The following is a 26,253-nucleotide window of genomic DNA, read 5'->3' on the forward strand; positions in this document are numbered from 1 at the left end:
TACGTCAACGTTAGGTACCCTCGAAGGGACCGAAGAACGGTCGATCATCTCGCCACTGCTGGCCTCGTTCGATTATCTCAACCCATGGATGATCCGCGATTTTCTCAAGTTCTCGGACTATCACACCGCTTTGGAGCGACTCAACCACATCAGTCGCAGTCGCGAACAACCCTTCTCGTTCACAGAAGGCATCGATGATCTCCTGCTCGTTGGCGCTTTTTAGATGATCACAATACCATTCTATGAAATTGATATCGTGATCGTCTAGCACGGTCGAAATTAGTTCGACAAGATCTGTTTCCAACGGCTGTTCGGCGACATTGCGCAGGTACAGTTCATAAGTCAAAGCGTTCGCCATGCTTTGGAATTCAGCATATGGTTCTTGCGCCGAGGGGAGTGAATCGTACTCCATCGCAACCCCAGTAATTGCTAAGAGTCCATACAGATCCTCAAGTACTGACTGATCAACTTCGGAGAGATCTCCGGGAAGGACGAGATTGTCAAGGAAGTACGCGTCGAAGTGCATGTCGCGGATTGCACGATTGAAGATGGAGAAGTAGACAAACCAATTCACGAACTGGGTGTTCAAGAGTACAGCTAGCGCTGGGAGAGAAAGGTTAGCGTCGTCGGGCACAACGATATTCGTCACCGTCTCAAAGTTGTAGGTTTCAACTGGATCATAGACCGCCGCGATGAGTAGGTGATCATACGGATTTTTCTTATGTGCGAGGATATTCTGTGCCATTACCTTCGGCGTCTCTACCCGCTGCCTGGTCGCATTTGAGATATTATCCGCTTTGATATGATGTTCAGGCGCCCGGGTGAAGTACCGTTGTACTTGTTTCCCGTTATAGCCAATGGGGGCAGAGTTATCGGTGATCCTATTGGTGGTACTTGCACCCCGACCGGCGTCAACACCTATCTCACCCATCGTTGGGAAATCAGCGGCGGCGAGCCCAGCAGCGACAGTCTGGTGCTTCGCCGAGAAACTAACCGGAAGGGTTCCAAGAGTTTCCGCGAATGAGCGGGACACCGCCGCTGTATCGTCCAGGTGGTACGCACCATCGGGCAATTGGCCGCAGTCGTAGTGATCATTGGTTACTGTCTGCGAGAGGTGCACTGTCACCTGTTCGTGATCAACGTTCCTAAACGCCTTCCCGAGATCAACACCCCGGTATAGCTTATCGAGACAGAACGCACGGAAGTCTTCCCAATTTGAGTTGTAGGTACTTGGCTTTGGAACTATATAACTCAATTCGCCACCAGTGAGTTCCCAGCTACGCTCAAGAAACATTTTCGCAACTTCGCGACTTCCTTCGATCAGGGAGTATCGCTTCTCGAGGAGGGATTTTTCAAGTGAACCCGGAGAGCTGCCGTGAGGCGGATTTCCGATGACAACATCAAACATTTCACCACTCTCATTGGTTGGTGCGAAGGCCATCGGGAACTCGAAAATCCAGTGGAATGGGTCTAGGTCTTCGATGTCGGATGGGCTTATCGGCCGCTCTACGCTGATAGTTCCCTGGTCCTCCATCAGTTCGAATATTCTCGTTACGCTTTCGGCGTTGGCTTGACGGATATCCTGGTGGTATGCCGTTGTGGGCCAGTTTACTTGTTCGCGGAAACCTGCGTCGGAAACCTGGTGGCGCACATCATCGGTCATCGCCGAATCGAAATCGAGGTTGCACTTGATCCGCCCAGTCACGTCATCGATAATATCAGTGAACTCTTGGTACGAGCCAATGTCCTCTTCAACAATAACGTCGCTCTGCTGGGCGAGAATATCGGTAAATTCTTTCTGGAGGATCTGTCGCTGAGTAGTGAGTTCCTCCAATAATTCGTCAGCAGTTTCTCCTGATGCGGTCTGATATTCCAGGATATTTTCCCGATAGTCGTTGACCGCTTCTGGGTATTTCTTCTGCTCTCCGTCAGTCCACTCGAATTCAAATTGGACAATGAGGGAGTCGTAGGCGGGTCGTACAATTCCGACGAGGCTGTTTCCTTGACGTATATTGAAGTCGATGTTCGGAAGCGTCTCAATTTCTGGCTCACCCTGACTTAGGTCGACTGAGGTCGCACTAATCAGCCATAACCATAGCCGGAGCTTACAAACTTCAACCGCTCCATCAAGGAGATCAACGCCGTACAAAGACTTGCGAATAATCTCTCGACGGAGTTCATAGCGTGACTTCTCTGTCGTGGCTTGGTGGCGCCACGTCTCAAGAATTTCCCCGCATGCCATCAGAAATGCGCCACTCCCAGCGGCTGGATCAAGGACGGTTATATCAGTTAGCACCTCTTCAAGTTGGTTGCGTTCAACTGGAATCGACGAGTCGTCGGCGTATACTTCCTTGAAGAATTGATCCGCCGACGGGATTTGCTCTGGTGAAATATTGTGTTTATTGGTGAGTACAGCTCGAACGCGGTTCCATAGTGTTTCCCGTGTATTCTCGTAGGCGATGTAGTTAGGCGTGTAATAAGCCCCGACTTTCCTGTTCCCCTTAAGCATCTGCTCGCCGCTTGCAGAGACGTCCATTTCGTCAAGTTCCGCAAGTGAGAGGAGCTCATCGTCCGATAGCTCACTGACAGTGATAACGAATTTCTCGAAGATGTGGCCGAGAACAGCCGGTGAAAGTTTGTTTGGCGAATCTGCTTCCGTTTCGTCGGGCGGGGACTGCTCGACCAACCAGTTGTATTTATTCAACTCGTCAATCAGGGCCGACCAATTGTAAGCTGTGCCGTCCAGCTCTCGTTCCTGGAGTTCGTCCCCATCTTCTGTGGGGATTCGGTGGTTTCGGAATAATCCGCCGTTAAGGTAAGGATAGGCTATCGAAACAGTGTCGGTTACTTCATACTCTGTCCAGCCACTTGTGTTCAGATGGTCGAAGAACGTCTCCATGAGGAACGTGTAGAATTCGTCATCATCGAGTACGCTCTTAAATAATTCCCCGGGCGACAGCTGGAGGCGGTTTCCAGCGTCGTCGATACCATGAATAATATCCTTTTCAACGAGGAAGTAACAAAAGATTAGCCGGTCGATTGTTCGTTGGGCAGCCATGAGTCGTTCCTCATCGCTGATGTCGGTTTCCCCAGGTACCTCGAACGCTCGTGCAATATCAAGGCGGATATCCCATAGATTTCGGTAGAACTGGTCAACGACATCCCGAATGTCGAAAAGTGTCTCCAAACCCTCGTCAATTCTATTGAGCTTGCTTTCCTTACTATCGCGGACGTCGGTACTGTGTCCAATCGATTGGTTGTAGATAAACCATTTATGTTCCCCGTATCGATTGTAGACGGCTACTCGCTCCGAATCCGGGTTCCAGAACCAGTAAAAGTCGAAGTTTCGGCCGAGAAAGCGAAGTTCGGAGACGACTCCCGCCTGGCGATCAGGAGCGACGGCTTCAAAGTATGCAAGACGAGTGTCAGGATCGAAGTCAAACTCGATTTCCTTCCCATCAACGGTTGCCGAATCACTCCCTCTATGTGTGAAATACCCCCTATTTTCCAGGAAGTCCTGATTATACGTACCCATGATGATCCTTCATTAGGGAATCTAAAGCAGTTTCTATTATGGTTTCGAATTACTCCTCAATGTACTTCGCAATCGCAATTGGAGCGACGTTGACACCGTCATCACTTCCGTCACCAGCACTTTCAACGAGGGATTTGAGGCGTTGCCAACTTTCGCGTTGTGCCACACTCTCATCGATGTTCCGTACCATGGTTGGATAGTCAAGTATCGTCTCGCAAGTCGTCTTTACAGCATCTTCTTCTTCGGGTCGAAATGTGTTGTTCTCAAGCCCAGTCAGGACATCGGTTAATACGACCCGCATGTCTCCATCTGTAAGCCTATCGCGAGCGTCACGAACAAGTGCATGAATCTCTCCCGTTCGACCGAGATTTCCTTGCGTGGTTTGCTCACGTAACACCGCTGCTTCCCGCTCTTCGACGAGATCTTCCAGCGCCGTCCAATCTGCATCAGTAAGTCCTCGAACACTGGACGAACCTGAAACACTCCTTTGAAATGAACTCCAAACGGCCGTCGTATTGCCTATCTGGCCGATGACGCCAAGACCAGACGATTCTGCTTGTTGGAGCGTCGTATAGATCGGTTTTGAATTCGGAATCGGCACTCGGTCAATCAAAGAGGCGTCGATGTTGTGTTCCTCGATCGCTTGTTCCAGTGCGATATCGATTGGATCTCGTGCTGAACGTTCATCGTCGAGTGTTTCACTAGGATTGGCACTACTCAACGATTGTTTGTATTCTTGCAAGTGTTCCAGATATTCTTCTTGCTCCTGAGATCGCATACTGTCGATTCGTTCCTCGTCCATCATCCAGACGACGAAGTCTAGACCAGCGATTTGGACGATATTCTCAAGGCGGGCGTCTAACGTATCATACAGTTCAAGTTCACGATCGATTGAGCCGGTGGGTGTGAAATTTCGTACGTAGATCTGTTTTGGATTCGTGATCCGAAGTGCACGTCCTAAACGCTGGATGAGTGCTGTCGGATTGTACGGCAAGTCGTAGTTGATAACGACATCCGCCCGCGGTAGGTTAACCCCCTCCGCAAGCAGTTCGGTTGTGATTGCCACATCGTATTCTCCTGATTGAAACGCATCGACGAAATTTTCTTTAGATTGGTTCGTTTGGCCATGGATCGCCCCAACATTGACGTCCGGTAGCTCCTCTTGTACGACCTCAGCGAGATACTCAACCGTCGCGACGAACTCCGAGAAGACTAGTATTGGCTGATCCTGGTCAACGGCGTCAGCTATGAGCCTGACGAACTGCTCAGCTTTCGTGTCGTTATTCCTGGGCACTGTTGTCGCATCACCCGCATAGCGTTCGACGCGTTCCATCATTTCCCGTACCCGTTCAACGTCGGCACTCATCCGGCGTAGAATCTCTTCTCTTGTATCCTCCGTGACGGACTCAAACCCTTCGGTAAATCGGTGAAGTCGATCCAGATCACCACCAAGGAGATGGTTGACGCGATCCCTCGATAGATCCTCAACGAGTTCCGCTGGTGTCTCTGCGGTAAGCGCCTGCCGGTTTCGGAGAGTGGCGTGATACAGTCGCGTCCGATCATAGAGGTTGCGCAGCCCCTCGTCAAATGCCACGATGCTACTCTCAAGTTGCTTGTAAAGCCGCCATTTGCGGAAGAAGATGACGTTTTTGTCGGGATCGTACGTATCTCCCCCAGCCAGCTTTGCAGATTCGTAGTTGAGGTCTTCGAGGAACGGAACAATTTCATCGAAGATGTTGCGTCGGTATGAATGCGGATATGAGTAGGGAACCTCCTCGACTGCAGGCTCATAGTATGCCACATCCTCACCGCCGAGAGCCCGCAAATCATGTTCGTACTCGTTTGCAAGAATTCGCCACGTAAGTTTGAGCGAGAGTTCGTGTTCGATTTGCCGGATATCGTTCAACAGCGACCGATCAAAGTCCTCGTAATCGTCAAGCCCTTTGAATCGGGCTCGTGTCTCGATATAGTGCTGGTGTAGTTCGTGTTTCTCAAAGCGATTTTGCCTGGCGCCGTTTCGAAACAGGTCTATTAACTGGAACAGATCATTCGGACTGAGGTTGATAGGGGTAGCAGAGAGCAACAATACCCGGGCTGCCGGATTTGATCGGATCACACGCTCGAGGTTGTTCCGGCGATTTGAATTATTGCGATAATTGTGTGCCTCGTCGACGATGATCAGGCGGTACTCCTCCGAGTACGATCGTTCATCAAACGTCGGGACTGAGCCGTCGGCTTCAGATCGGTGTGTCTTCTGGAACTGACCCATACTAATGACATCAACCTCGTCCTGGATTTCGAATTCAGCGAGCGTATCGTTCCATTCTTCGATCACCGTATTCGGAACGACAGCGAGAACGCGTCCTTCAGTGTCGGGGCCAACCCGTCTCGATCGAAGGTATGTCTTGGCGACTTGGCCGGCGACATATGTCTTTCCGGTTCCTACACTGTTGGCCAAGATATATCCTCCATATGTCTCTAACCGACTCATCACAATCCGATAGCTGAAATCTTGAAAATCGAGTAACTGTTCCTTGGAGGTACCCGGCGCGTCTTCGAGGAGATAGTCCTTATCGAGAACAGCGATGATTGCAGCGAAAAACGTCTTCGGAGAATAGTAGATACTTCGACCCTCTTGGGCTTCATTAAGCGTTTCGAGGATGTCGAGATCAGGCGTCGCCTTCTCCCAAAGTTTGTCGAACCATGATCGGATCCGACGACGGCTCTCGAAGGTTGTTTGCACTGGCATCGACAATTCGATATTCCTTGATAATCCGCTGCTGGAGAAGTTTGCGCTACCATTCCAAGTATCGTCAGGATTTGGGCCATCGGTTAGATAAAAATTGTAAATCTTGGCGTGGAACCGTTCGTCTTCTACGACCCGAATCTCGAGGAATTCGTTCTCTAAGAGTTCTCTCAATACATTGGCGGCGTCTGAATCATACATACCCAGACTCCCACGAAGGAGATCCTGAAGAATCTGTTTCGTATATCGGTCTGTCTGCTGGCCCATGACGACACGAATAGGCGCACAAGTGCCCCAGTTCATGTCGTCACAAGTTGAAAGTGAATTAGACTCTATTAGTGCCCGAAAGACATCGCTTGTTGCTTCAAACCCGGAGAAGAATACGAACCCAGACCCAATGTCCATCCGGAAAATCGGTTCCGAAAGTTCGCCAGTAGCAAATTGACAGTAACTCTTGATGACGTCCCGCATTGACCCGGACTGGTCTTCTGGAAGAAATCCAGAATTATTATCAATAATCTTGGAGTCGAGATCCGAAATCGGAATTCCATCAGGCATAATCAGTTCTTGACTTTGAGATGCAAAATATGTGGCGGAGTTTTAAATTCATTATGAATAGACAGTAGACTATCTGTATGTCGCGCTGGATCAGGAGAGTAAGAAACGGTATATGACGAGATTCTCCGAGCTGTGTAATCTGAGTGCTGAGTTTGAAGGCAATTGATGAGAGAGAATACCGGTATTCTTCACACTGTGATATTAATTTATAATATTATATTTGGTATTAATGTTCACCTTTGGAATAGCGATCATGGATGGATTCAATGGTGTAGCTCCGAAGGCCTTTTTGCGCAATTTCAATAGACTCCGTGAAAAGTTCTCTTCCTAGTTGTCGCCGAGCCCCAAACGGCTGAAGATAGTCACCCTCAATTTCGATATTGAAATCCTTACACACTTTTTTGAATCGTATTCTTCCTCCCTTTTTCGAAAGAGCTGGTGGGATAATGTCGTACTTATGAAACAGAGACATAGTAGGATGCTCCGACCGGAGGTTACTAATTTCATCCTCGTCGTAACTACGTTCTTGAAGCCCCTCCACGACTCTTTTGACCATTGACGGTGCATGATGAGAAGTGAACACTGGCCATTTACCCGATTCAGGTGATTGAATCTCTTTTAATGTTTCAATTGGTTCTTTTGCCTGGCGTGGAAGCGGAATACCTTCGTAATTCTGGCTTTGCCCAAGTACTTGGATAGTGTTTCTATCAAAGTCAATGTCGTTCCATGTGATTCCTGTTCGACGATCATCAGAGGGATCTCTCAATATCTCTGCGGAACGGGCACCTGAAAAGGCAATAAGATAGACTAGAGCACGGTCTCGGTTAGCTGAAAGTTTTTTATCTGGGTTTGCGATGATAGCTCTCTTATCAACGGCTTCTAGGAGTCGCATACGCTTTTCTTCAGACCAAAATTGGCGTTCTTCCTCTTTGATTTCGTCTGGTAAACAATCTTGAACTTCTGGGTAGGTTGCGGGGTTAGTAGTGATTAAATCCTTATTCCTACACCAAGTTAAAACAGCAGAAACAATATGGAAGTAGCTTTGTGCTGTCGAAGGGACGATCTCATCATCTTCGGTAAGTTGTGAGAGGTGAGTTGCATACTGTTTCAGAACTTTTCGATCTAGTTGATGAATAGAAGTAATACTATGTTCTATTAACCATGGCTTCCACCGATGATTGAGAAATGATTCCGCGTTAGAACGATAATTGCCGGAAGCTCCTTCCTTCGCTTTGTCCTCTAAATAACCTTCGATTGCAGCAGCAATGGAAGAGAAGTCTTCAATACCGGTTTGCTCGCTTATTTCATCTGTAAAACCTTTTTCTGTCATCGAACACGTATATCATGAGTGCTCACAAATATAAACTATTGGCTAAGACTGAAAGTAGTCCAATTAAACTATCCACCGGTCTCTTTTCCAGCACTAATGTAAGGAGTAACAGTGACGACTAATATTCAGCAATACAATTGTGTGGATGTACCGTCTAATAAACTACCAAGCTGCCATCCGAGATTCTGCCAGGTGAGTTCATCGAGAATATCGTCATATCCTTCTCCATCGATAGCGTCATTCCAGCCGACCTTGAACCGTCCTCGCCGCCGGTTCTTCTCAGGATCTTCAATACGGACATCCTCGTCATAGGCCAGGGGGATCGTAAGCCATCGGATCGCGTAGACGTGCTGTACCGATAAAAACTCACCACACAATAATACCAAACATCAATGAAAGATGTACCCCAACCTGCGAACGACCCCTACCAACTGGACGACGACGTACAGGTCTACGTGTCTGAGACCAATCCAGACAGCGTACACCATGAGAAAGAAGGCACCATTACGGACGTCTTGCAGGACACTCTCGGAGACGAGACTGGGCGCGAACTGGACTCCTATAGCTACCGCATCGAAACCGATGGTGAGGAAATCGATGTCTGATTCCGGCATCGTGACTTGGTACCGGTATCAAAGTAGCTAATTACCGATACTCCATTGCAACGGGCGATAACGAACGCAAGCCAACGTGGCCACAGATCCGAGATGCACTCGAAGTCAACGAGAATCGCCTTTGCAGTGCGTGGCTCATGGGACGTTTTGTGAACCCGACGAAGGAAATCGCCCAAGAGAGTGACGTCGATGGTGTCCTCGCATTCGAGAGCTTCGATGCTATGGACGAATTCGACTATAACGGACACTCTCCGGAGACGATCGAGGTCAGTGGCAGCACCCGAGAGCGACTTATAGACGCAATCATTGCTGGCAAGAGAAATTATCTAACGATTCAATGAGTGAGCATCTGTGTCATTCGGTCTATTTCTCTACGAACTTCTGAGACACAGGATTCGGTGAACGATGCCAACACATCTTTTCCCTCCTCGACCCGCCCCTCGTCGTAAAGTTCACGCGCTTTCGTTTCTCTATCATTAACTCGATTTTGAAATTTCTTTTCTAGCTCGTCGAAACGACTTCGAACAATTTTCTGGTTCATTTTGAAACCCCGACCGTATTCATCACCCTTCGCTGTCTCCAGTAGGCGCTTGAATTCCCACCAGTATGATCCGTCTTCGTATTCATCTTCGGTCGCCTCGGTCGGGTGTATTACCTCTCGAGATGCTGTTCCAGCCTTTGAAACGACTGTTGGAACAGCTTCACTCTCGATGTAGAAGGGCACATACACTCCGATACATGGGGGTCCTGGTGTCCACCACATTTTCGCAAATCCGTCGTCATCGGATGGTAACTCGAAAATAGCTGAACTGACGCTATCACCCCAAGTAAATTCGGCTGGTGATGAGTGCATACAAATTGTTAGGAAATCCGGCAGTGCCGCATTGAATTTCGGGCCCTCAAGAAATGTCTCTTCATAATGGTCTCTGAGAATTTGCTGCATTGAATCAATATTGAAATTTCCGTTGTCGGTGAGATTATTTAGTAGATCTTGTGAACGCTTGTATCTGATACGAGATACTTGGAGTGCGGTCGAGTGATCAGTATACGCATCAGCGAAATCGAACGGTTCTCGATCATTTGGCCACCAGCCCTGTGTTTTAGCATTGGCAATCAAATCGTCCGACCCTTTCGTCCATGAATGGCGAATCGATAATTCGTTCGAAATCGATTCTGATCCGGTCGAAATTCGCTTCGCTGCCCACCGATAACCGGCCGTTTCCAGGATCCACGCTTCATCTGGGTCAGCAATGAGATACGAGTTGTCGTATGCTCCGTCCTCGATATCGTCATCCGCGACTGCTGAACCGAACTGTCCATACTCTTCGAGTAAATTGCTGACAACTTCGACCGCTTCTTCAGCAGTCGTCGCTCGCTCAAGGCCAAGGCGTACATATTCCATCCCTAAAATTCCTTTCTCGGGCGATTCACCCCGATCAACAGTGTCAAGCGCTTCCCTCCAGGGTTCCGTAAAGACGGCCTCGTTCCCCATGACGACATTATGTTCGTTGATACCAAGCTCATAGCCCCAACACCAGTATGGGGCAGTTCCGAGTGTCGCATAGGTTTTCGACGGTTGTGCAAGTTCGCAATTTGCGAGCTTCAGAGTTGCTTCTGAAGACGGTTTCTTTGCATCTCCGTAGATCATCGGTTGACACTCGAACGCGGGTCGATCACTGTTTTTCCCGAAAATTACGTTCCCGGAGCTTGTCATGTCGGATAATGCGACGGCGTTATCACAGCCAAGCGGTCTGTTTATGGGTTCGGACATGGGTTCAGAGTGAACTATCGGAATCAACGTTTAAATCCCTGTGCTATGGGCACTTTTCACATATTCTCGCATTATTCAGACATTCACCTCAGGGGTTCAATGATCGGCAAACGCGTGAAAAGATGCCAAACACACTCTGGTTTCCACTGATTAATCTGGCAGTTCCTGAATGACTATTCCTCTAGAATCCACCAAATAACCACCCGCGGACTCAACTTCCCACGCTCCACCGCACCATCCTCATGCAACTCCTCAAGGCGTCGATGCGCAGAGGGCCGTTCAATCCCAAGCGTATCCGCCACCCACCGAGCGGTCACCGCCGGAAACTCTGACTCACGTATCACCCCGAGAATACCACCGTCAGTGGTTTCCTTCATGAATCGAATGGTGTTCATCGCTTTATCTCGTACCTGCTATGGTAGCCGTGGTTCTCCTTTCACGCCCCATCCGACACAACTCTTGGTTACCCAGTTACAACTGACTGGTCTTGTAGCGTATCGCTACCGAGATGCCGTTCGAGAAGTGCGAATAGCGAATCTAGACTGATTGCCAAGAGGGCACCTGGGATCGCCCCAGCAAGCAACTGTGGCGTGTTAAACAGGTAGATTCCCGTTATCACCCAGACACCGAGTCCGCCTCCACCTATGAAGAACGCAAGGTAGGCAGTACCGACATTGAGAACGGCACTCGTTCGAATTCCGGCGAAGATAACAGGGAGTGCAAGCGGGAGTTTGATCTTCCGGAGGATCTGATTCTCGGTCATTCCCATGCCACGCGCCGCCGCGACCGTACTCTCATCAACGTTTTCGAGGCCCGTCACCGTGTTCGTGAGAATTGGCAATAGTGCGTAGGCGAATAGACCAACAAGTGAAGGGAGAAACCCAAGTCCCAAGAGCGGAAAGACGAGGGCGATAATTGCGAGCGTCGGTATTGTCTGTGCGACGTTACCGATACCTAATACCATCCGCTTAACGTGCTCATTACGCGTTGCAGCGATACCCAGCGGAACGGCGACGATGATTGCGAGTGCAACTGACACGAGGACAAGTGTTAAATGCTCCTGTAAGAGCCCAAGGAAGGTGTCAAAGTGCGAGAGGAGGTACGAGAGTGCCGCACCCAGTGTCTCGATAACACCCATTTCTACATCCCCTCCTCAGTTGCGGTTCGATAGCTACGGATATCTCGTTCTGTGACCTTCCCCACAACATCGCCATCGTCGATTACTTGCAATGCCTCAGTGTCTTTCTCAATCATTCGCGACAGAGCGATATCCGCCCCATCGGTTGGGGAAACGTGAACATCTGTGGCAGTCGTGACCTCAGATACTTTCTCTCCACCATCGACTGCAGCTGCGTGGGTTTCTTGTTCGACACCGGCTGGTTGCATAATTTCTTCGACGTGGGTTATCTGAAGTTCCTTGAGCGTTCGGTCTGAGCCGATGAACTCCTCGACGAAATCGTTTGCAGGGTTCGCCAAGACTTCTTGTGGCGTCCCATACTGGACGAGTTCGCCAACGTCGAATATGGCGATTTTATCACCCATTTTCAACGCCTCGTTGATATCGTGCGTAACGAAGAGAATCGTCGTGTCGATACGATCTTGGATCTCAAGGAACTCATCTTGCAGTTCCGAACGAGTGATTGGGTCGAGCGCACCGAACGGTTCGTCCATCAGTATTACGTCGGGATCTGCAGCAAGCGCCCGTGCGACGCCGACACGTTGCTGTTGGCCGCCCGAGAGTGCCGTTGGGTACTGGTCACGGTATGCTTCAGGTGGCAGATCCATCAGCGCGAGGAGTTCGTCAATGCGGTCGTCGATGCGCCCCTGCTCCCAGCCTTTGAGTTCGGGTACTGTCGCGATATTTTCACCGACGGTCATATGATCGAACAGCCCGATTTCTTGGATGACATAGCCAATGTCGCGTCGGAGTTCTACCTTGTCCAATTCCTGAATGTCGGTTCCGTCGTAGTAGACCGTCCCCTCGGTCGGCTCTTCAAGTTGATTGACGAGCGTCATCGTTGTTGTTTTTCCACATCCCGACGGCCCGACGAACACCGTCGTGGTTCCTCGCTCGACTTCGAAACTAATGTTTTCAATTGCGACTGTTTGATCTGGATAGACTTTCGTGACGTTGTCGAATGTAATCATACTTGGTGACTCCTGTTCTGGTGTATGGGATTTTTCGTTCATGCTATCGACCGCCGGATGATGCGCGTGAGGAGGGCAGGTTCAATGGTCTCGCCATTTCGAAGTCGGAATAGTTGCTCCAACACGCCGAAGCCGTAGTCGAACGTGAGTGCAAGCAACGAGACAATGACGGTCGAAACGACAATTGCCGACGGATACGCCTCGCTGATACCGTTGAAGATGGGATTACCGAGGTTGTTCGCGCCAATGAATGCGCCGATAGCAGCGATGCCGATGAGGATGACTACGGCGTTCCGGACGCCGGCCATGATGACGGGAACCGCTTGCGGGAATTGGAGACGCCAAAGGCGTTGTCGTCGTGTCATCCCCATCCCTCGCCCGGCCTCAATAGTTGCTGAATCGACTTGCGTCAGACCAACGTAGGTGTTCCGGACAATGGGGAGTTGTGCGTAGAGGACAAGCGCAATAACAACTGGAATCTCGCCGATACCAACGAACGGTATGAGGAGGCCAAACAGAGCAATACTCGGTACTGTCATCAGCATCCCTGCCGTCCAGAGGACGACCTTCCCAAGACGGTCGTCGAATGTGGCGACTACACCGAGTGGGATTCCAATGACGAGTGCGAGCCATACTGAGTCCACGACTACGATGACGTGATTGACGAGAAGATCCCACAGAAGTGACTGATTTTTTGCCATGTACTCGAAGTAGCTTTCGAGCAGTAACGGTGCGACCGATTGTGAAACTGTGAATTGAACTCCAACCATTGGTTTAGAGTATCTCTTTTCGTTGCAGGTACTCCCGTGCGACCGTCTGTGGGTTCTTTCTCTCAAGAGCCACTTGCTTGTTGAGACGTCGCATCACGTCAGTCGTGAGCCCCTTACTGGCGGCGTTTAGTGGAGGTCGAATCGATGGATTGGTTTCCAGCGTTGCACTATCCACAAGTGGTGCGGCATTGTATACCGGGAAATAGCCCTTGTCATCCGTGAGTACTCGCAGACCAAACTGGATAATTCGTGGATCGGTGTTGAACCCGACACCGATATCGGCCGACCCCTTACCAATGACCTGGTACAGAAGACCGGAACCGATGTTGTTCACGGTGACATTGCCGAGGTCGTCAGCAAATCCGTAATGTTTGCTTAACCCCGGCCATCCGTCGGCCCGACTTTGAAACTCTGCGTTCAACGCGACCGTCAGTTTCGAGCCATTTTCTTCTAAGAACGTGGCGAAATCAGACAGCGTCTTAACGCCAGTCTTTTTCGCCCAATCTGGGTTGGCGAGAATGACGTAGGTGTTGTTGAGTTTTGCACGTTGGAGAAATGTCAATCCATGTTTCTGTTTGAACTCGGCTTTCACTTTCCGGTAGAGCTTCTGGGGGTCAGAAATGACAGTGTCGTGCTGTGGCGGAAGTGTTTGCCATGCTGTGCCCGTGTACTCCCAATACAATTGTACCTCTCCAGTGTCGAGGGCGCGGAAGTTCGTCGTCGTTCCACCGAGTCCGACTTGGTCACTGACGTTTAGGTCGGTGTTTGACGAGAGTGCCTCGTACGCAATGTAGCCGAGAACCTCCTGTTCGGTGAATCGTTTTGAACTGATTTTGATTGAGTTACCGCTGAGTTGTGTTGCCAGGGTAAGACAGCCCGACAGCCCTCCGACACCGGCAGCGCCAGCGAGACCACCTCCTGTTTTGAGGAGTCTTCGCCGCGTGACTGGCCTTGGCATACCACATGATAATACAAAGAGGGGCCTAATGTTTGACCCGTAGTAGTTCATCATTTATAAGCCGAATCGGACGGGCTACTCGCTCAGGCTCGCTGGAACGACGGTCACTGGAACTGGAGCATTGAGAAGCACTCGCTGAAGTGTACTTCCAAACACTGCCTTGCCGGTCTGACTGCGCTTTCGTCCATACAAATAAAGACGGTCCATGTCGGCTTCGTCGACCATCGAAAGGATACCGTCAGCCGGTTCGCCAACATGCTCTATGCCACGTATTTCAACGCCGATGTTCACATCTTCCAGTATCTTTTTTGCCGTCGTGATACTAGATTTCCTCGCCGCGAGACCGTCTACCGTCATTGAGCCGTCAGAATCGATGTTCTCACGAGTCGACGATAGTTCGTCATCATCGAAGACATGGAGGAGGAGTGCCGTGGTATTCTGAGATTCAATTTCTGCGGCGGCGGTTGCGACCATCTGGGCCCATGGCCGGTAAGTGCGTAATGAAAGCAGTATCCTGTCGCTCATATAGTGATCGAAGGGCAACCATCCGATAATCAGTTCGTCGCACATGGATGGCTATTAAATACCTCTGCGCCGCCAGCGGCGAACTCAATGCCTGTCTCTGGCTACTTTCTATGCTTCCAAACTGGGTTTTTTTGACGGGCCTGTGCGAGCGTCTCGGGGCTGATTGTCGTAGAGACGGCTGCGGTACCGTCAGTGGTTTTTGCCACGATGTCACCACGCGGGCTAGCGATACAGCTCTCGCCTGCATGCTGGCGACCAGACTGTGTTCCGACATGGTTGGAGCCGACTATGTAGCAAAGCCCATCAAATGCGCGCGCACGACAGAGCAGTTGCCAATCTCGTTCGAACGATTGCCGCCACGCCGCACTCACTGCGAGCAAGTCACAGCCATTGTTCGCGTACTCAAGCAAAAGTTCTGGAAAATTCAGATCGTAACACAACAGCAGTCCCAGCGTCCCGACCGATGTTTCGACGGTAACCGATGTTGTTCCGGCGTTGAATTGGTCTGCTTCGTCGTCCCAGAGTTTTTGTTTCCGATAAGTCGCCTCCACACCACTTTCGGAGATGTAGATGAGTGAATTATAGACTGAGTCACCGTCAGCCTCTGGGAGTCCAACGACGAGATCTGTCTCGGTGGCGTGGGCGACTTCTGAGAGACGCTCCGTCATCGATCCTGGAATCGAGAACTGTTGCGTCTGAACGATATCAAGATCGTAGCCGGTCACACAAAGTTCAGGGAACACCGTGAATTCGACTGCGTCCGGCAGATCACGCGCAAGCTTTTCAATAGATGCAATGTTTGAGTCGGTGTCGCCGACTGCTGGTTCGAACTGACATGTGGCGACCTGTTGTATCCTCATCATGGTATTGACTCCGCTTCTGTTTGGTACATAGACGTTTGTAGGCAGGGAGTTGAAGTAGCCCTTCGCACCTACATCTCAAGGCATTATACGACCCATCGCGAGATGGAGGGGGGATTTATATCCGTTACAAGTTCGCCCTGACCTATAACCTGATTTGACGAGTCGTTTGTTACAATCGATGACGAGACGACGAACTCGACAATCCACCGATGGGAAACCGTCACTCATCGACTGTGATATCCATCAACGGTGGAAAGACGAATCAGAGGTCATTCAGTACCTCCCCGACCGGTACAAAGAGAGGGGTATTCAGGCACCCGAAATCCTCTACGACAACGTTGCAGAGTTTTCCCGGCGAGATGCAATTCCTGATGATGGGAGTAAACCAGGGTCGGACATCCCGAAGATGAAAGAACAACATCTCGAGGAATTCGGCGTTGATTACGCCATCCTGACGGGGAACTCATATCTCAACCTTACTGCACTCCCGAATGACGACTATGCTGCTGAACTCGCGATTGCAAGTAACAAATGGGCTATCGACCGATGGCTTTCCGAGGGCGGTCCATTTGTCGGTTCGCTGTTGGCAGCACCGCAGAAGCCAAAACGGATGGCCGAAATGATTCGGAATCTTGGCCAACATCCGCGCGTCGTGCAGATTGTGATGCCGATGGCGGCCCAACTTCCCTACGGTCACGAATACTACTGGCCAATGTATGAAGCTGCGGAGGAAGTAGGGCTTCCGATCGCCATGCACCCCTACACGGAGGGTCACGGCGTTACTCGGCCGCCAACTGGAGCCGGATATCCGCGTACCTATTTCGAGTGGCATACGCTCCTCGGAACCTACGCGATGGGCCAACTCGTTAGTCTCGTCGCTGAGGGTGTCCTCCCAACCTTCCCCGATCTCAACTTTGTTGTCATAGAGGGTGGTCTCAGCTGGGTTCCACACTTCCTCTGGCGAATGGATAAAGACTGGAAGGCGCTCCGCGCACAGGTTCCGTATCTCGAGAAGCCGCCAAGCGAGTACATTAAAGAGCAGGTTCGGTTTACGACACAACCCATCGAAGAGCCGGACAATCCACAGCATCTCCTCCAGATTTTGGAGATGATGAATGCCGAGGAGACGGTGATGTTCGCCAGCGACTACCCACACTGGGATACAGACTCACCGCTGTACGCTCTCCCACCAATGCCCGACGAAATGGAAGACGGTGTGATGGCCAGAAATGCCCAAGAACTGTACGGACTTCCGGACGATCCGGCGAATCTCCCGACCAACTAAGTTGTCACTATGAAAAATCGATTTGAGATATGTCCGGCGACAGAACTTCCCCCAGGAGAGCGAAAGATCACCAAATTAAACGGTGTTTCGGTAGGCGTGTTTAACGTCGACGGTGACTACTATGCGCTGAAAAATGACTGCCCACATCAGCGTGCGCCGTTGTGTATGGGGAAAGTAACCGGTACAACAACGACAGACGGTTCTGGAACGGTGGATTGGAAGGACGAGGGGCACATCCTGCGGTGTCCATGGCATGGCTGGGAATTCGACATCGAGACCGGCCAATCGGTCTTCAACCCTCACAAGGTTCGTGCTCGGTCATTCGAGACAGCTGTTGAGTCTACTAGTGACAACGCACACGAGGACGACTCTGAGGCCAATCTGATGTCTAATAGCTGTGATTGTGGCGTGAGCGGTGACGAACCTCCGGTTGACACCTACGAGGTGGCGGTCGAAAACGAAGTTGTTGTCGTCTACCTTTAAAATGTCACATCATCAGGTCGGTACAGATGATGCAGTCGAGTTCATTCAATCTGCAACGCTACAAAACGCACCGTCGGCAGTCAAGGGACAGGTTAGAATTCGGGTGCTCGACACGTTTGCCGCAATGATAGCTGGCTATCGACAGGATGGTATCGATATTATTCGTGATTACGCGATAGACCGCTTCGGTGGCGAGAAAAAGGCAGTAGCAACCCTCCTCAATGGAAACGGGGTAAGAGTTCATGCGGAGGGTGCAACGCTCGCCAACGCGACGGCAGCGAACGCTCTTGATATCGACGATGGCCATCGCGAGGTGAAAGGACATCCGGCCGCTGTCGTTGTCCCAGCAGCACTCGCTACGGCTGAACTTGTTGACGCAACCGTCGATGAGTTTCTTGACGCTGTCTATGTCGGCTATGAAATTGGTGTACGAGCCGGATTGGCAATTCACGAGACGGATGATGTTTACACTGGTACCGGGTCATGGGGTGCACTTGGTGCTGCGGCCGCCGGTGCCCGCCTTCGCCAGTTTTCCCAAGAACAGACGGCGCACGCGCTCGGAATTGCAGAGTATCACGCTCCACGGACACCGATCATGCGTGGTGTCGAACGGCCAGGCATGACCAAAGACGGAATTGGCTGGGGTGCATATGTCGGTACGGTATCAGCAACCCTCGCCGAAGCCGGATTTACAGGGTCGGGAACGGTGTTCGACGAGGAAAATGTCACTGCTACTGTCTCGCTTGGCGATCGGTTTCACGTCACAGAGGGATACCTCAAACCGTACCCCTGTTGTCGTTGGGCTCAACCTGGCGTAGCAGCCGTGCTTTCGATGTCGGAGTCTATCGATCCGAAGAATATTCAGGCGATTCATGTCCACACGTTCGAGACGGCGACGCATCTCCACACTCGTGCACCTGATTCGCCTGAGGAAGCACAGTATTCCTATCCATTCCCTGTTGCGGCGGCGCTCGTCCGTGGCCAGTTCACGCAAGCAGAGCACGCGCCAGACGCGCTGGCCGATCCCGAAATACTAGCACTCTCGGAGGTAGTCGAAGTTCACACTGACGAAGCATTGGACGACCGATTCCCGAGCGAATGTCTCGCTCGCGTCGAACTCAAGACCAGAGATGATACATACGTTTCAGACGTTACTCGGTCGCCGGGCGCTCGAATGCAACCACTTTCGGATGATACAAGATACGAGAAAGCCCGTCGCCTTGTTTCGCCCACGCTTTCTGAGTCGGCCATCGAAAAGACCGAACGATGTCTTGGTAGTGAGGAACCGGTGAGAGAATTAGTTGCTCTATGGCAGACATAGCAGGTTAGTAAGGCGGGAACAACACGATGCAGATCAACCATTGGAATATTGGAGGTTGGTGACAGCAAGCGCTTATGAGGAGTCGCTTCATGGTTTCAGTACGATGTTGACTGCGGAAGTGCGTGTCCGGTACGACGGTGACTGGACTGCTAAACTTGCTGAGTTCGATGTCTTTGGAGAATTTATTGCGTCCACGTTTCGCAATCACCGGTACATTGGAATGCTGGCACTGGAAACCAGCGAATACGAGGCGACACTCGACATCATTCGCTCACATGAGATGGTCGACAGCGTCGATGTTGTCGAACAGTACGAAACGCCCGAAGGACGGTGTGCGGCAACAGTGTTACTTCGCGGCCGTCTAACCGAACTCACCCCTTTGCAGGCGCTAATGTACGAAGGATATCTCCCTATTGGGCCGACGAAGTTGAAAAACGGTTGTGAACACTTCAATCTACTCTTGGGTGACCGTGACGAACTCTCGAAGGCTATTGAATTACTCTCTGAGTTTGGGAGCGTATCTGTCGAACGCATCACAAAGGATTTTCGACGTGAGATCACACCAAGTCGTGCAGAATGGCAGGAGCTTCTTTCGTCAATTCCGACGCGACAACGCGAGTTTCTAAATGTGGCAGTCGAGATGGGATACTTCGAAATCCCCCGAGCAGTGACGCTCGAAGAACTCGCCGAGGAATTAGGAATCACAAAGACGACCGCTTCGACCCATCTTCGGAAAGTGGAACGGAAACTTATCACATTCCTGTTGCCATACATTAATCTTGCCGTCAAAGACGAATAACCAGTTTTAACACGTCCAATAGGTATGAAGATGCGACGAGATACAGTACTCTTCCGCTGGAATCCACCAGATGACCACCCGCGGACTCAATTTCCCTCGCTCAACCTCTCCATCCTCATGCAATGCTTCAAGCCGTCGATGTGCGGACGGCCGCTCAATCTCAAGCGTATCCGCCACCCACCGAGCGGTCACCGCCGGAAACGCCGACTCACGTTTTGCCGTGAGAATATCATGTCTTCATCAAATATGTTGTCTAAAGGTACCTTTGTCGTTGCGTCATCACGCGGTGAATAACTCTCTCGGGAACTCTGCGAGTACTTCGGCTCCGTTGGTAGTGACACGGAACGTCTCGCTCATCTCGACACCAAAATCATCAAACCAGAGACCGGGGATCATATGGAACGTCATGTTCTCTTCCAGTATCGTTTCATCGCCCGGTCGCATGCTGGCAGTGTGTTCACCCCAATCCGGTGGGTAGCCAAGTCCCATTGCATAGGCGATCCGATCCTCTTTTTCAATGTCATATTGTTGGATGACATCTCGCCACGCCTTCTCGACTGCCTCGCAGGTAACCCCCGGTTCGACGGTGTCAAGAGCGGCCTCAAGCCCCTCTACGACGATGTCTGCCGTCTCCTGCACCGTCTTTGGTGGGTCACCGACAAACGTTGTACGGGCAAGTGGTGAGTGGTATCGGTGTCGACAACCCGAGAACTCAATAATAACGGGGTCACCTTCTTCGAATTTACGGTCTGTCCAAGTCAAATGGGGGGTACCCGTGTGGTCACCGGAGGGCATTAGCGGGACAACAGCAGGGTAATCGCCGCCGAAGCCGTCGGCGCCGTGGATGAGGGCATCGTAGATGGCGGCTGCAGCCTCGTATTCGGGGACACCTGCTTCGATGGTATCGAGGGCGGCTACCATTGCCTCTTCGGAGATACGCGCGGCCTCTCGCATGTACTCAAGTTCGCGCTCGCTTTTCCTGATTCGGAGCCAGTTAACGAGGAGTGTTGCATCCTCAAACGTGGCGTCGGGGAGGTTCTTCTGAAGGCGTGTATAGGCCTTTGCGGTGAAGTAGTAAGCATCCATCTCAACGCCAATACGACCATCTTCCACATCGAGATCCTCGAGAACTTCCCCCAAGTAGTCCATTGGGTGCAGGTCGTATGGCGAGTGAACGTGATCATCACTATATGCACGGATACTCTCCTCGTCGAGCCAGGTAGTCGCACGTGCCCCATTTGCGTCTTGGTCACGACCTACCTACACTGGTTCGTCGTGATTCGTTGTTACCACGACAGCCTGGTGAACGTAGAACGACCATCCTTCGTATCCTGCGAGGTAATTCATGTTCGCAGGATCGGAGACGACGAGGGCGTCGAGATCCTCTTCGCGCATCCGTTCTTTCGTCCGCTCTAGACGGCTGTCGAACTCGGTGCGGTCAAATATTGTTTGCGCCATGATGACGATACACAGAAAGGCATTCAGTAAATAATGGTATAAGTTTTTTGAATACGTCGGTAACAAGTTCTGTGTATGAATGGTGCTTGGAATTGTTGTGGTGGACCTTGACGATGGGTTTTCAATAAAATGGCATTTACAGAAACACGGATCCAGAGCAACACAGCAACACTAGTATTCAAATAACGATCCTAGTTCGACCTCAGAGTAATCGATGCCGATTGTCCGAAGTGCATCCCAAAGTGTCGCTTGATTACTCGTCACGACCGGTTTGTCAAGATCTCGTTCTAATTGATCGACAATCTCAAACGTCCGATACCCAGTACAGCTAATGAAGATACCATCGGCATTCTCGCAGTTAATGTTCCGCGCTTGTTGATACGCCGTCTCTGGACGATGAGTGCAAATTTCCTCATCTGTCCGGCAACCTAATCCGTGGATATCGACTACCTCATAGTTGGATTCCTCAAGAAAGTTTACTTCTAACTCGTTAAGTTCCTCAATATATGGTGTCGCAAGTGCTATGGATTCCATCTTCAGCGTATCAAATGCACGCTTGACCGACGCCGCAGTTGCAACAGCAGGCACTCCTGCAACGTCTTCAATTCGCTGTTCGATTTCTGTTTCAAATCCCTCCCCTTTGAGTAGACTGCCAGCAGTACAAGAGTAGGCAATTACATCAACATTGGTCGTTTTCAGAAGCTTCGCACATCGCTCAACATCGTTTGACATTTGCTCCAATGTTTCTGCATCAGCCACGCCATCTTTGAGCAACATTCGCGAGGCGTGGACAGAGACACCATCAGGCGTGTATCGGAAGTACTCTCCTTCACTGGTTCGATCAGACGACGTCACGACGACTCCAAGCCGATTCCTCCACCCATACATTATTCTACCTGTTCAATGTCAGCTGCTCTACTTTGTGAGTCACTCCTCCATCCTTGCCAAAACTCCTGTTTCCACGTCGGGTTAGAGAGTCGGTAGAGGCCAACAGTGAGTAACGGAAGAACGAGAACTGCGGTGAACAAGACAGCCAAGATTGGGTACACCTCACTGACAAGGCTGATGATACCTATTCGAGAAAGCCATATTGCGCTGAGAAGGATAAGCAGTCCCACCGATCCACGCTCAAATGCTGAGAGCCCATCCCTTGTTGCAAAGAATCGATAGTCGGACTCCCGGATATTTTCGTCAATGCGCTCAGTGATGGAGTGCACAAATCCCACCCCGCTTTCGGTCAGCGTCCAACCGATTGCCACTCCATAGAGAACTAAGAGAACTGGTGAACCAAGCATTGCTAACCACGGAACTGACGCTCCCATAACACGCTCATTGGGATAGTAAGCCAACAGAGAAAGGTAGGATAGCGCGAGCGGGATGGCAAGCATGAATGCGCTTAGTACCCCCGAAAGAACTGCTTCTGAACGGCTTTCCATCCGATCAATTAAGAACAGTGGTGGAATAAAACCGATGAGCGAATATCCAGCGTAGATCAATGCGGATTCCATTGCGGCGCTAATACTTGGCTTGTCCACGTACGCTGTACTTCCGCTTCTCAGAACCTCAAGGGCCTGTCCGCCATTGTTTATGAGAACATAGGCAAACATCGTGATATATACCGCATAGATAAACGTTGTACCAATGACGCTGAATCGTTCTATCGCTCCTCGACCAAAGTAGAGAACGAAGAAGATGAATCCGATAAGAAGGACATTGGCAACAAACACTGGAACGCCAAGGATCTGATTCATTAGATTGCCACCTGCAGAGGCAACGACTGCGATGATGACAACTGCTAAGATTACGTAAATAAGCTCAAAGATAGGCCAGCCATGCCAAATGAGGTTTTTCATCAGCGATTTATAGTCGTATAAATTGAATTTCCTCGAAAACTCGTAAATCAGAGCTCCACAAATAGCGAGGGCAGTAAAATAGGTAAGTATAGAAACACTTCCGAGAGCACCATATTTTGCTACGTACTCTACTACTTCTCGCCCTGTCGAAAATCCCCCACCGATACTTACAGATTGGAAGACAATTGCCGGGATTATAATTCGTCCAATTCGGGTCTCTGTGAGGCGTGCGAACATAACCCATAGCACGTGAGTATTAGATATTAAAGTTTTTATCCTCATTTTATGAAAATCCTTGGAAAAAAGCGCCATTTTGGTTCCGCTCTGTCGGACAACTAAATACGTGTCGTTTTTTTAACCCAGTGGAAACTCGCGATTTAATCCCCCCGCTTAAATACTGGAGCCTGAAATTCTTGTTCGTTAAGAAAATAACCATATAATAGTTCCTCTCTGCAAAACTCTACGCAACTTTCGTATAAGGGTAGCACAGTCTTCTAGGAGAAAGACTGTACAAAGAATGAGATACACACAACCAATTTACGTTATTTAAGTCGATTTGAGTATAGCGAACATATTAGTGGTGATCAATGTTACTCATGACCATGAGCGACCAAAATAGGAAAACCCCTTCATCACTATCTACTACCGAAACTTCCTTAGCAATCGTAGAGAAGATCCGTGCTCATAATGGAATTCGATTGAGGAACTTAACTGAGGAACTTAATCTCTCAAAAAGTACGGTTCATGCCCATTTGACCACACTTAGAAACAATCGATATGTCGTTAAAGAAGGGGAATTCTACCATTTAGGGCTAAAATTCTTTGAGTTGGGTGAGTATGTAATCTCTCGTAAAGATATTTATGAAATTGCTGAGCAAGAGGTTAATGCTCTTAATAATCGAGTTGATCAGATAGCTGACTTTAGTGTTGAGGAACACGGACGAGTACTTTCACTCTATAGTGAACTCTATAATACTCAATCGTCGTTTCTTAGTGATCGACGTACTTTTTATATGCATAACACTGCGTCTGGAAAGGCCATTCTCGCCGAGTTTTCGAAATCAAAGGTAGAGAAAGTAATAGACCGGTGGGGACTTCCTTCTGAAACTGAGCACTCGATCTCAACCCTTGATGAACTTTATATGGAACTTGAAGAGACACAAGAGCGAGGATATGCTATTAACGATGAAGAAGTTGTTACTGGCCTCTTTTCTGTTGCAAAGCCAGTCATGCATACCGATGGTCGCGTTTGTGGAGCGGTTAGCTTAGATAGTCCTAAATATCGAATAAACAAGGACTCCATCGATGATTTTGCTTCACAACTCGATCAGACAGTCCAAACCATTGAGCAGAAGCTCGGTGATTGTTCCAATCATATTTGATTGAATAAAATGCCTAAAGACGAAATTCCCGAACTCGTCGAAGTTACTAATTAGAGCCACGACAACCCCGAAGACCACCAGTACGTCGTCTCCATCGACGACGTTACTGACGAACTGATGGCTTGTACGTGCCCGCACCACATCCACCGCAATGCCTCCTGCAAGCATATGGCCGCAGTCGAAAACGCGACCGACGATGGGACGCTCACGGCGTTCCCATCGGAGGACGACGAGACGGACGAAGACGATGCTGAACCGGCAGAGTGCGATTGTGACGGCCTGAATGGCTTCCCGTGCTGGCCGTGTGTTCGGGCGGGTCGCAAGGAACTGCCAGCCTAATCCCGGCTCTCTTTTCTCATTTATGTCATGCCAAACGACGCTGTCCGACGTCGTGGCCCAGCGAACGCTGACCGAAACCACGAGTGCGCCAACTGCCGACAGCGACGAAGACCGAGCGCAACGCCACGCGGCGGACGTCGCAACTGAGCATTTTCCCGAGCTGCCGATTGAGGCGATTGCGTGGGACGTGTCGCACCGTGCAAAACGGCAGGCAGGCGTCACCAAGTACGACCCTGCGACCACCACGATCACGCTCAGCTGGGATGCGTTCGAGCACCACGGCTGGGAGCAATTCAGTGCGACCGTGCGCCACGAGTTGATTCACGCTTCGGAGACAATTGAGGTTGATAGCACTACCCGCGAACTAGATCCCATCATCGACGGGCCTGAGAGTGAGTACGATGATGGTGAGAGTGATGCTGCTTTATGCGCCTACCTGCGAGAAGTACAAATGACCTTTCCAGATCGGAACCTGAGCAGCCAATATCCTGAGCGACTCATTTGTTCTAAGTAAGAGTGTAATCTCCTCCAATTAGCAATCACCCATACCAACGAATGGCTCCTATTCCGGACGAATCCAGATCACGCGACGAGCTTCGGGCTTCTTCTTGCGAATCTCTCCCTCCTCTGCAAGCCCATTCAACTCCCCATTGGCCGTCCGACGTGGCCACCCAAGCTCTGCCGCAATCTCACTCGCCATGTAGGATTCAAGCGGCTCCATCACTTCGAGTACATTTGTGCACTAAAGATTTTTTACTTGACGCTTGTAGTGGTATGATGTGGAAAGTTTCAGGACGAAGCGAGGGATGTGTTTCATCTCCGAAAGCGAACTGCGACTCGAGGAGAGCTACACTGACCAATTGAAACACTACTACGAGGGAGCGAAGGCCTCAACCCGTGGGCTCGTCCTCACCGGACTGATGATCGTCTATGTCGTTTGGATAGTCAATTACTTCATATTCATCAAACCAGAACTCTTGCCACCCTTTTTACCAATCTTTGTGATCATCGTCGTTCTCGCCTATTTCGTGGATCTTCTCCGAGGATTCCGACGAGTCAATCAACTCACCCTCGATTCGATTACTGCCGTTGAGGTAATCGAAGGCTCGTTGTGGACCCATCCTCGATTTATCATCGAGTACCAGAACGACGGTCAGAGCAATAAGCGACGTATTCGACTCCCGTCCAGATACTTTGCATTCACCGAACAAGAGTTCGAACACGCAAAGGAGCTGTTTCGCTCACACGAGATCCCTCTCACTGACGATGTCGATCGGTTCAATGACACCCAGCCATCCACATTAAAAGAATAAAGAAGACGTAGTCGTGTCGTTGAAAACGCTAGTCCTCGAGATGAGCGACGTGCGCTGCGACAACTGTAAGACTCTCAGCCGCAACACCGTTCTCTCGTGCGTCAACCCGCTCACGGACACTCTGGATGTACTCCCGAGCGTCGACGTGTGCGGATTCGTTCTTGCTCATACAACTAATTCGGAACTGAGGAACCATAACGAT

24 protein-coding genes and 1 pseudogene are annotated in these 26,253 nt (G+C 50.3%); 9 read left to right on the forward strand and 16 right to left on the reverse strand.

The genetic code is table 11. The features are described 5' to 3' along the window. Positions 1 to 10 precede the first annotated feature (10 nt). The 3 genes from LIW51_RS31155 to LIW51_RS31165 form a co-directional block, all read right to left on the reverse strand. Complete coding sequence (locus LIW51_RS31155) at positions 11 to 3,535, reverse strand: Eco57I restriction-modification methylase domain-containing protein (protein WP_227379924.1); 3,525 nt, start codon at positions 3,533 to 3,535, stop codon at positions 11 to 13. A 49-nt stretch (positions 3,536 to 3,584) separates the two neighbouring features. Next, entirely contained in the window at positions 3,585 to 6,284 is a 2,700-nt protein-coding gene (locus tag LIW51_RS31160) for a helicase-related protein (RefSeq protein ID WP_368411894.1), read from the reverse strand. Between the two features lie 781 nt (positions 6,285 to 7,065). Further along, positions 7,066 to 8,169, reverse strand: coding sequence for a tyrosine-type recombinase/integrase (locus LIW51_RS31165; RefSeq protein ID WP_227379926.1), 1,104 nt, complete (start codon positions 8,167 to 8,169; stop codon positions 7,066 to 7,068). Positions 8,170 to 8,561: 392 nt separating this feature from the next. On the opposite strand from LIW51_RS31165, the gene LIW51_RS31170 reads away from it, so the two are divergent. After that, the gene (locus LIW51_RS31170; protein WP_227379927.1) at positions 8,562 to 8,774 is read left to right on the forward strand and encodes a DUF8139 family protein; all 213 of its coding nucleotides are present in this window, start codon (positions 8,562 to 8,564) and stop codon (positions 8,772 to 8,774) included. A gap of 343 nt (positions 8,775 to 9,117) precedes the next feature. On the opposite strand, the gene LIW51_RS31175 is transcribed toward LIW51_RS31170, so the two are convergent. From LIW51_RS31175 to LIW51_RS31210, 8 genes are all read right to left on the reverse strand, one after another. Then, the gene (locus LIW51_RS31175) at positions 9,118 to 10,431 is read right to left on the reverse strand and encodes a C69 family dipeptidase (protein WP_227379928.1); all 1,314 of its coding nucleotides are present in this window, start codon (positions 10,429 to 10,431) and stop codon (positions 9,118 to 9,120) included. 296 nt (positions 10,432 to 10,727) lie between these two features. Next, positions 10,728 to 10,949 carry a MarR family transcriptional regulator gene (locus tag LIW51_RS31180; RefSeq protein WP_227379929.1) on the reverse strand — a complete coding sequence of 74 codons (222 nt, stop codon included), beginning with the start codon at positions 10,947 to 10,949 and terminating at the stop codon, positions 10,728 to 10,730. Between the two features lie 68 nt (positions 10,950 to 11,017). Further along, the gene (locus LIW51_RS31185; protein WP_227379930.1) at positions 11,018 to 11,692 is read right to left on the reverse strand and encodes an ABC transporter permease; all 675 of its coding nucleotides are present in this window, start codon (positions 11,690 to 11,692) and stop codon (positions 11,018 to 11,020) included. Between the two features lie 2 nt (positions 11,693 to 11,694). Further along, positions 11,695 to 12,702, reverse strand: coding sequence for an ABC transporter ATP-binding protein (locus tag LIW51_RS31190; protein ID WP_227379931.1), 1,008 nt, complete (start codon positions 12,700 to 12,702; stop codon positions 11,695 to 11,697). Positions 12,703 to 12,740: 38 nt separating this feature from the next. After that, positions 12,741 to 13,403 (reverse strand): ABC transporter permease, encoded by a 663-nt coding sequence (locus LIW51_RS31195; RefSeq protein ID WP_227379932.1) that lies wholly within the window; start codon positions 13,401 to 13,403, stop codon positions 12,741 to 12,743. A 73-nt stretch (positions 13,404 to 13,476) separates the two neighbouring features. After that, positions 13,477 to 14,430, reverse strand: a complete 954-nt coding sequence (locus LIW51_RS31200; RefSeq protein ID WP_227379933.1) for a glycine betaine ABC transporter substrate-binding protein — start codon at positions 14,428 to 14,430, stop codon at positions 13,477 to 13,479. Positions 14,431 to 14,505: 75 nt separating this feature from the next. Continuing rightward, positions 14,506 to 15,000 (reverse strand): universal stress protein, encoded by a 495-nt coding sequence (locus LIW51_RS31205; RefSeq protein WP_227379934.1) that lies wholly within the window; start codon positions 14,998 to 15,000, stop codon positions 14,506 to 14,508. A 56-nt stretch (positions 15,001 to 15,056) separates the two neighbouring features. Continuing rightward, the gene (locus LIW51_RS31210) at positions 15,057 to 15,818 is read right to left on the reverse strand and encodes a carbon-nitrogen hydrolase family protein (protein WP_227379935.1); all 762 of its coding nucleotides are present in this window, start codon (positions 15,816 to 15,818) and stop codon (positions 15,057 to 15,059) included. Between the two features lie 178 nt (positions 15,819 to 15,996). Here LIW51_RS31210 and LIW51_RS31215 point away from each other — a divergent pair, with 178 nt between their 5' ends. The 4 genes from LIW51_RS31215 (at position 15,997) to LIW51_RS31230 (ending at position 19,706) form a co-directional block, all read left to right on the forward strand. Next, a complete protein-coding gene (locus tag LIW51_RS31215; protein WP_227379936.1) occupies positions 15,997 to 17,103 on the forward strand; it encodes an amidohydrolase family protein in 1,107 nt (368 codons plus the stop codon). A gap of 9 nt (positions 17,104 to 17,112) precedes the next feature. Then, the gene (locus LIW51_RS31220) at positions 17,113 to 17,586 is read left to right on the forward strand and encodes a Rieske (2Fe-2S) protein (RefSeq protein ID WP_227379937.1); all 474 of its coding nucleotides are present in this window, start codon (positions 17,113 to 17,115) and stop codon (positions 17,584 to 17,586) included. A gap of 1 nt (position 17,587) precedes the next feature. Further along, complete coding sequence (locus LIW51_RS31225; RefSeq protein WP_227379938.1) at positions 17,588 to 18,907, forward strand: MmgE/PrpD family protein; 1,320 nt, start codon at positions 17,588 to 17,590, stop codon at positions 18,905 to 18,907. Between the two features lie 103 nt (positions 18,908 to 19,010). Then, positions 19,011 to 19,706: a helix-turn-helix domain-containing protein gene (locus LIW51_RS31230; RefSeq protein ID WP_227379939.1), complete on the forward strand. Its 696-nt coding sequence runs from the start codon at positions 19,011 to 19,013 to the stop codon at positions 19,704 to 19,706. Positions 19,707 to 19,985: 279 nt separating this feature from the next. Here LIW51_RS31230 and LIW51_RS31235 read toward each other — a convergent pair. The 3 genes and pseudogenes from LIW51_RS31235 to LIW51_RS31245 form a co-directional block, all read right to left on the reverse strand. Then, positions 19,986 to 21,164, reverse strand: a pseudogene (locus tag LIW51_RS31235) (M24 family metallopeptidase). 171 nt (positions 21,165 to 21,335) lie between these two features. Next, positions 21,336 to 21,941, reverse strand: coding sequence for a maleate cis-trans isomerase family protein (locus LIW51_RS31240; RefSeq protein WP_227379940.1), 606 nt, complete (start codon positions 21,939 to 21,941; stop codon positions 21,336 to 21,338). Between the two features lie 110 nt (positions 21,942 to 22,051). Continuing rightward, positions 22,052 to 23,329 (reverse strand): YkvI family membrane protein, encoded by a 1,278-nt coding sequence (locus tag LIW51_RS31245; protein ID WP_227379941.1) that lies wholly within the window; start codon positions 23,327 to 23,329, stop codon positions 22,052 to 22,054. 290 nt (positions 23,330 to 23,619) lie between these two features. Between LIW51_RS31245 and LIW51_RS31250 the strand changes: the two genes are divergently transcribed. The 3 genes from LIW51_RS31250 (at position 23,620) to LIW51_RS31260 (ending at position 25,252) form a co-directional block, all read left to right on the forward strand. Continuing rightward, positions 23,620 to 24,399 (forward strand): IclR family transcriptional regulator, encoded by a 780-nt coding sequence (locus LIW51_RS31250; RefSeq protein ID WP_227379942.1) that lies wholly within the window; start codon positions 23,620 to 23,622, stop codon positions 24,397 to 24,399. Positions 24,400 to 24,516: 117 nt separating this feature from the next. Continuing rightward, positions 24,517 to 24,738, forward strand: coding sequence for an SWIM zinc finger family protein (locus LIW51_RS31255; RefSeq protein ID WP_227379943.1), 222 nt, complete (start codon positions 24,517 to 24,519; stop codon positions 24,736 to 24,738). A gap of 22 nt (positions 24,739 to 24,760) precedes the next feature. Then, positions 24,761 to 25,252 (forward strand): SprT-like domain-containing protein, encoded by a 492-nt coding sequence (locus tag LIW51_RS31260; RefSeq protein ID WP_227379944.1) that lies wholly within the window; start codon positions 24,761 to 24,763, stop codon positions 25,250 to 25,252. 48 nt (positions 25,253 to 25,300) lie between these two features. Here the strand turns inward: LIW51_RS31260 and LIW51_RS31265 are convergent, their stop codons facing one another. After that, complete coding sequence (locus tag LIW51_RS31265; RefSeq protein ID WP_227379945.1) at positions 25,301 to 25,459, reverse strand: hypothetical protein; 159 nt, start codon at positions 25,457 to 25,459, stop codon at positions 25,301 to 25,303. A gap of 58 nt (positions 25,460 to 25,517) precedes the next feature. On the opposite strand from LIW51_RS31265, the gene LIW51_RS31270 reads away from it, so the two are divergent. Continuing rightward, positions 25,518 to 26,051: a hypothetical protein gene (locus LIW51_RS31270; RefSeq protein ID WP_227379946.1), complete on the forward strand. Its 534-nt coding sequence runs from the start codon at positions 25,518 to 25,520 to the stop codon at positions 26,049 to 26,051. Between the two features lie 28 nt (positions 26,052 to 26,079). On the opposite strand, the gene LIW51_RS31275 is transcribed toward LIW51_RS31270, so the two are convergent. Then, on the reverse strand, positions 26,080 to 26,220 hold the full coding sequence (locus LIW51_RS31275) for a hypothetical protein (RefSeq protein WP_227379947.1): 141 nt from the start codon (positions 26,218 to 26,220) through the stop codon (positions 26,080 to 26,082). Positions 26,221 to 26,253 lie beyond the last annotated feature (33 nt).

The sequence above is a fragment of the Haladaptatus halobius genome (assembly GCF_020618475.1).
GTDB lineage: Archaea > Halobacteriota > Halobacteria > Halobacteriales > Haladaptataceae > Haladaptatus > Haladaptatus halobius.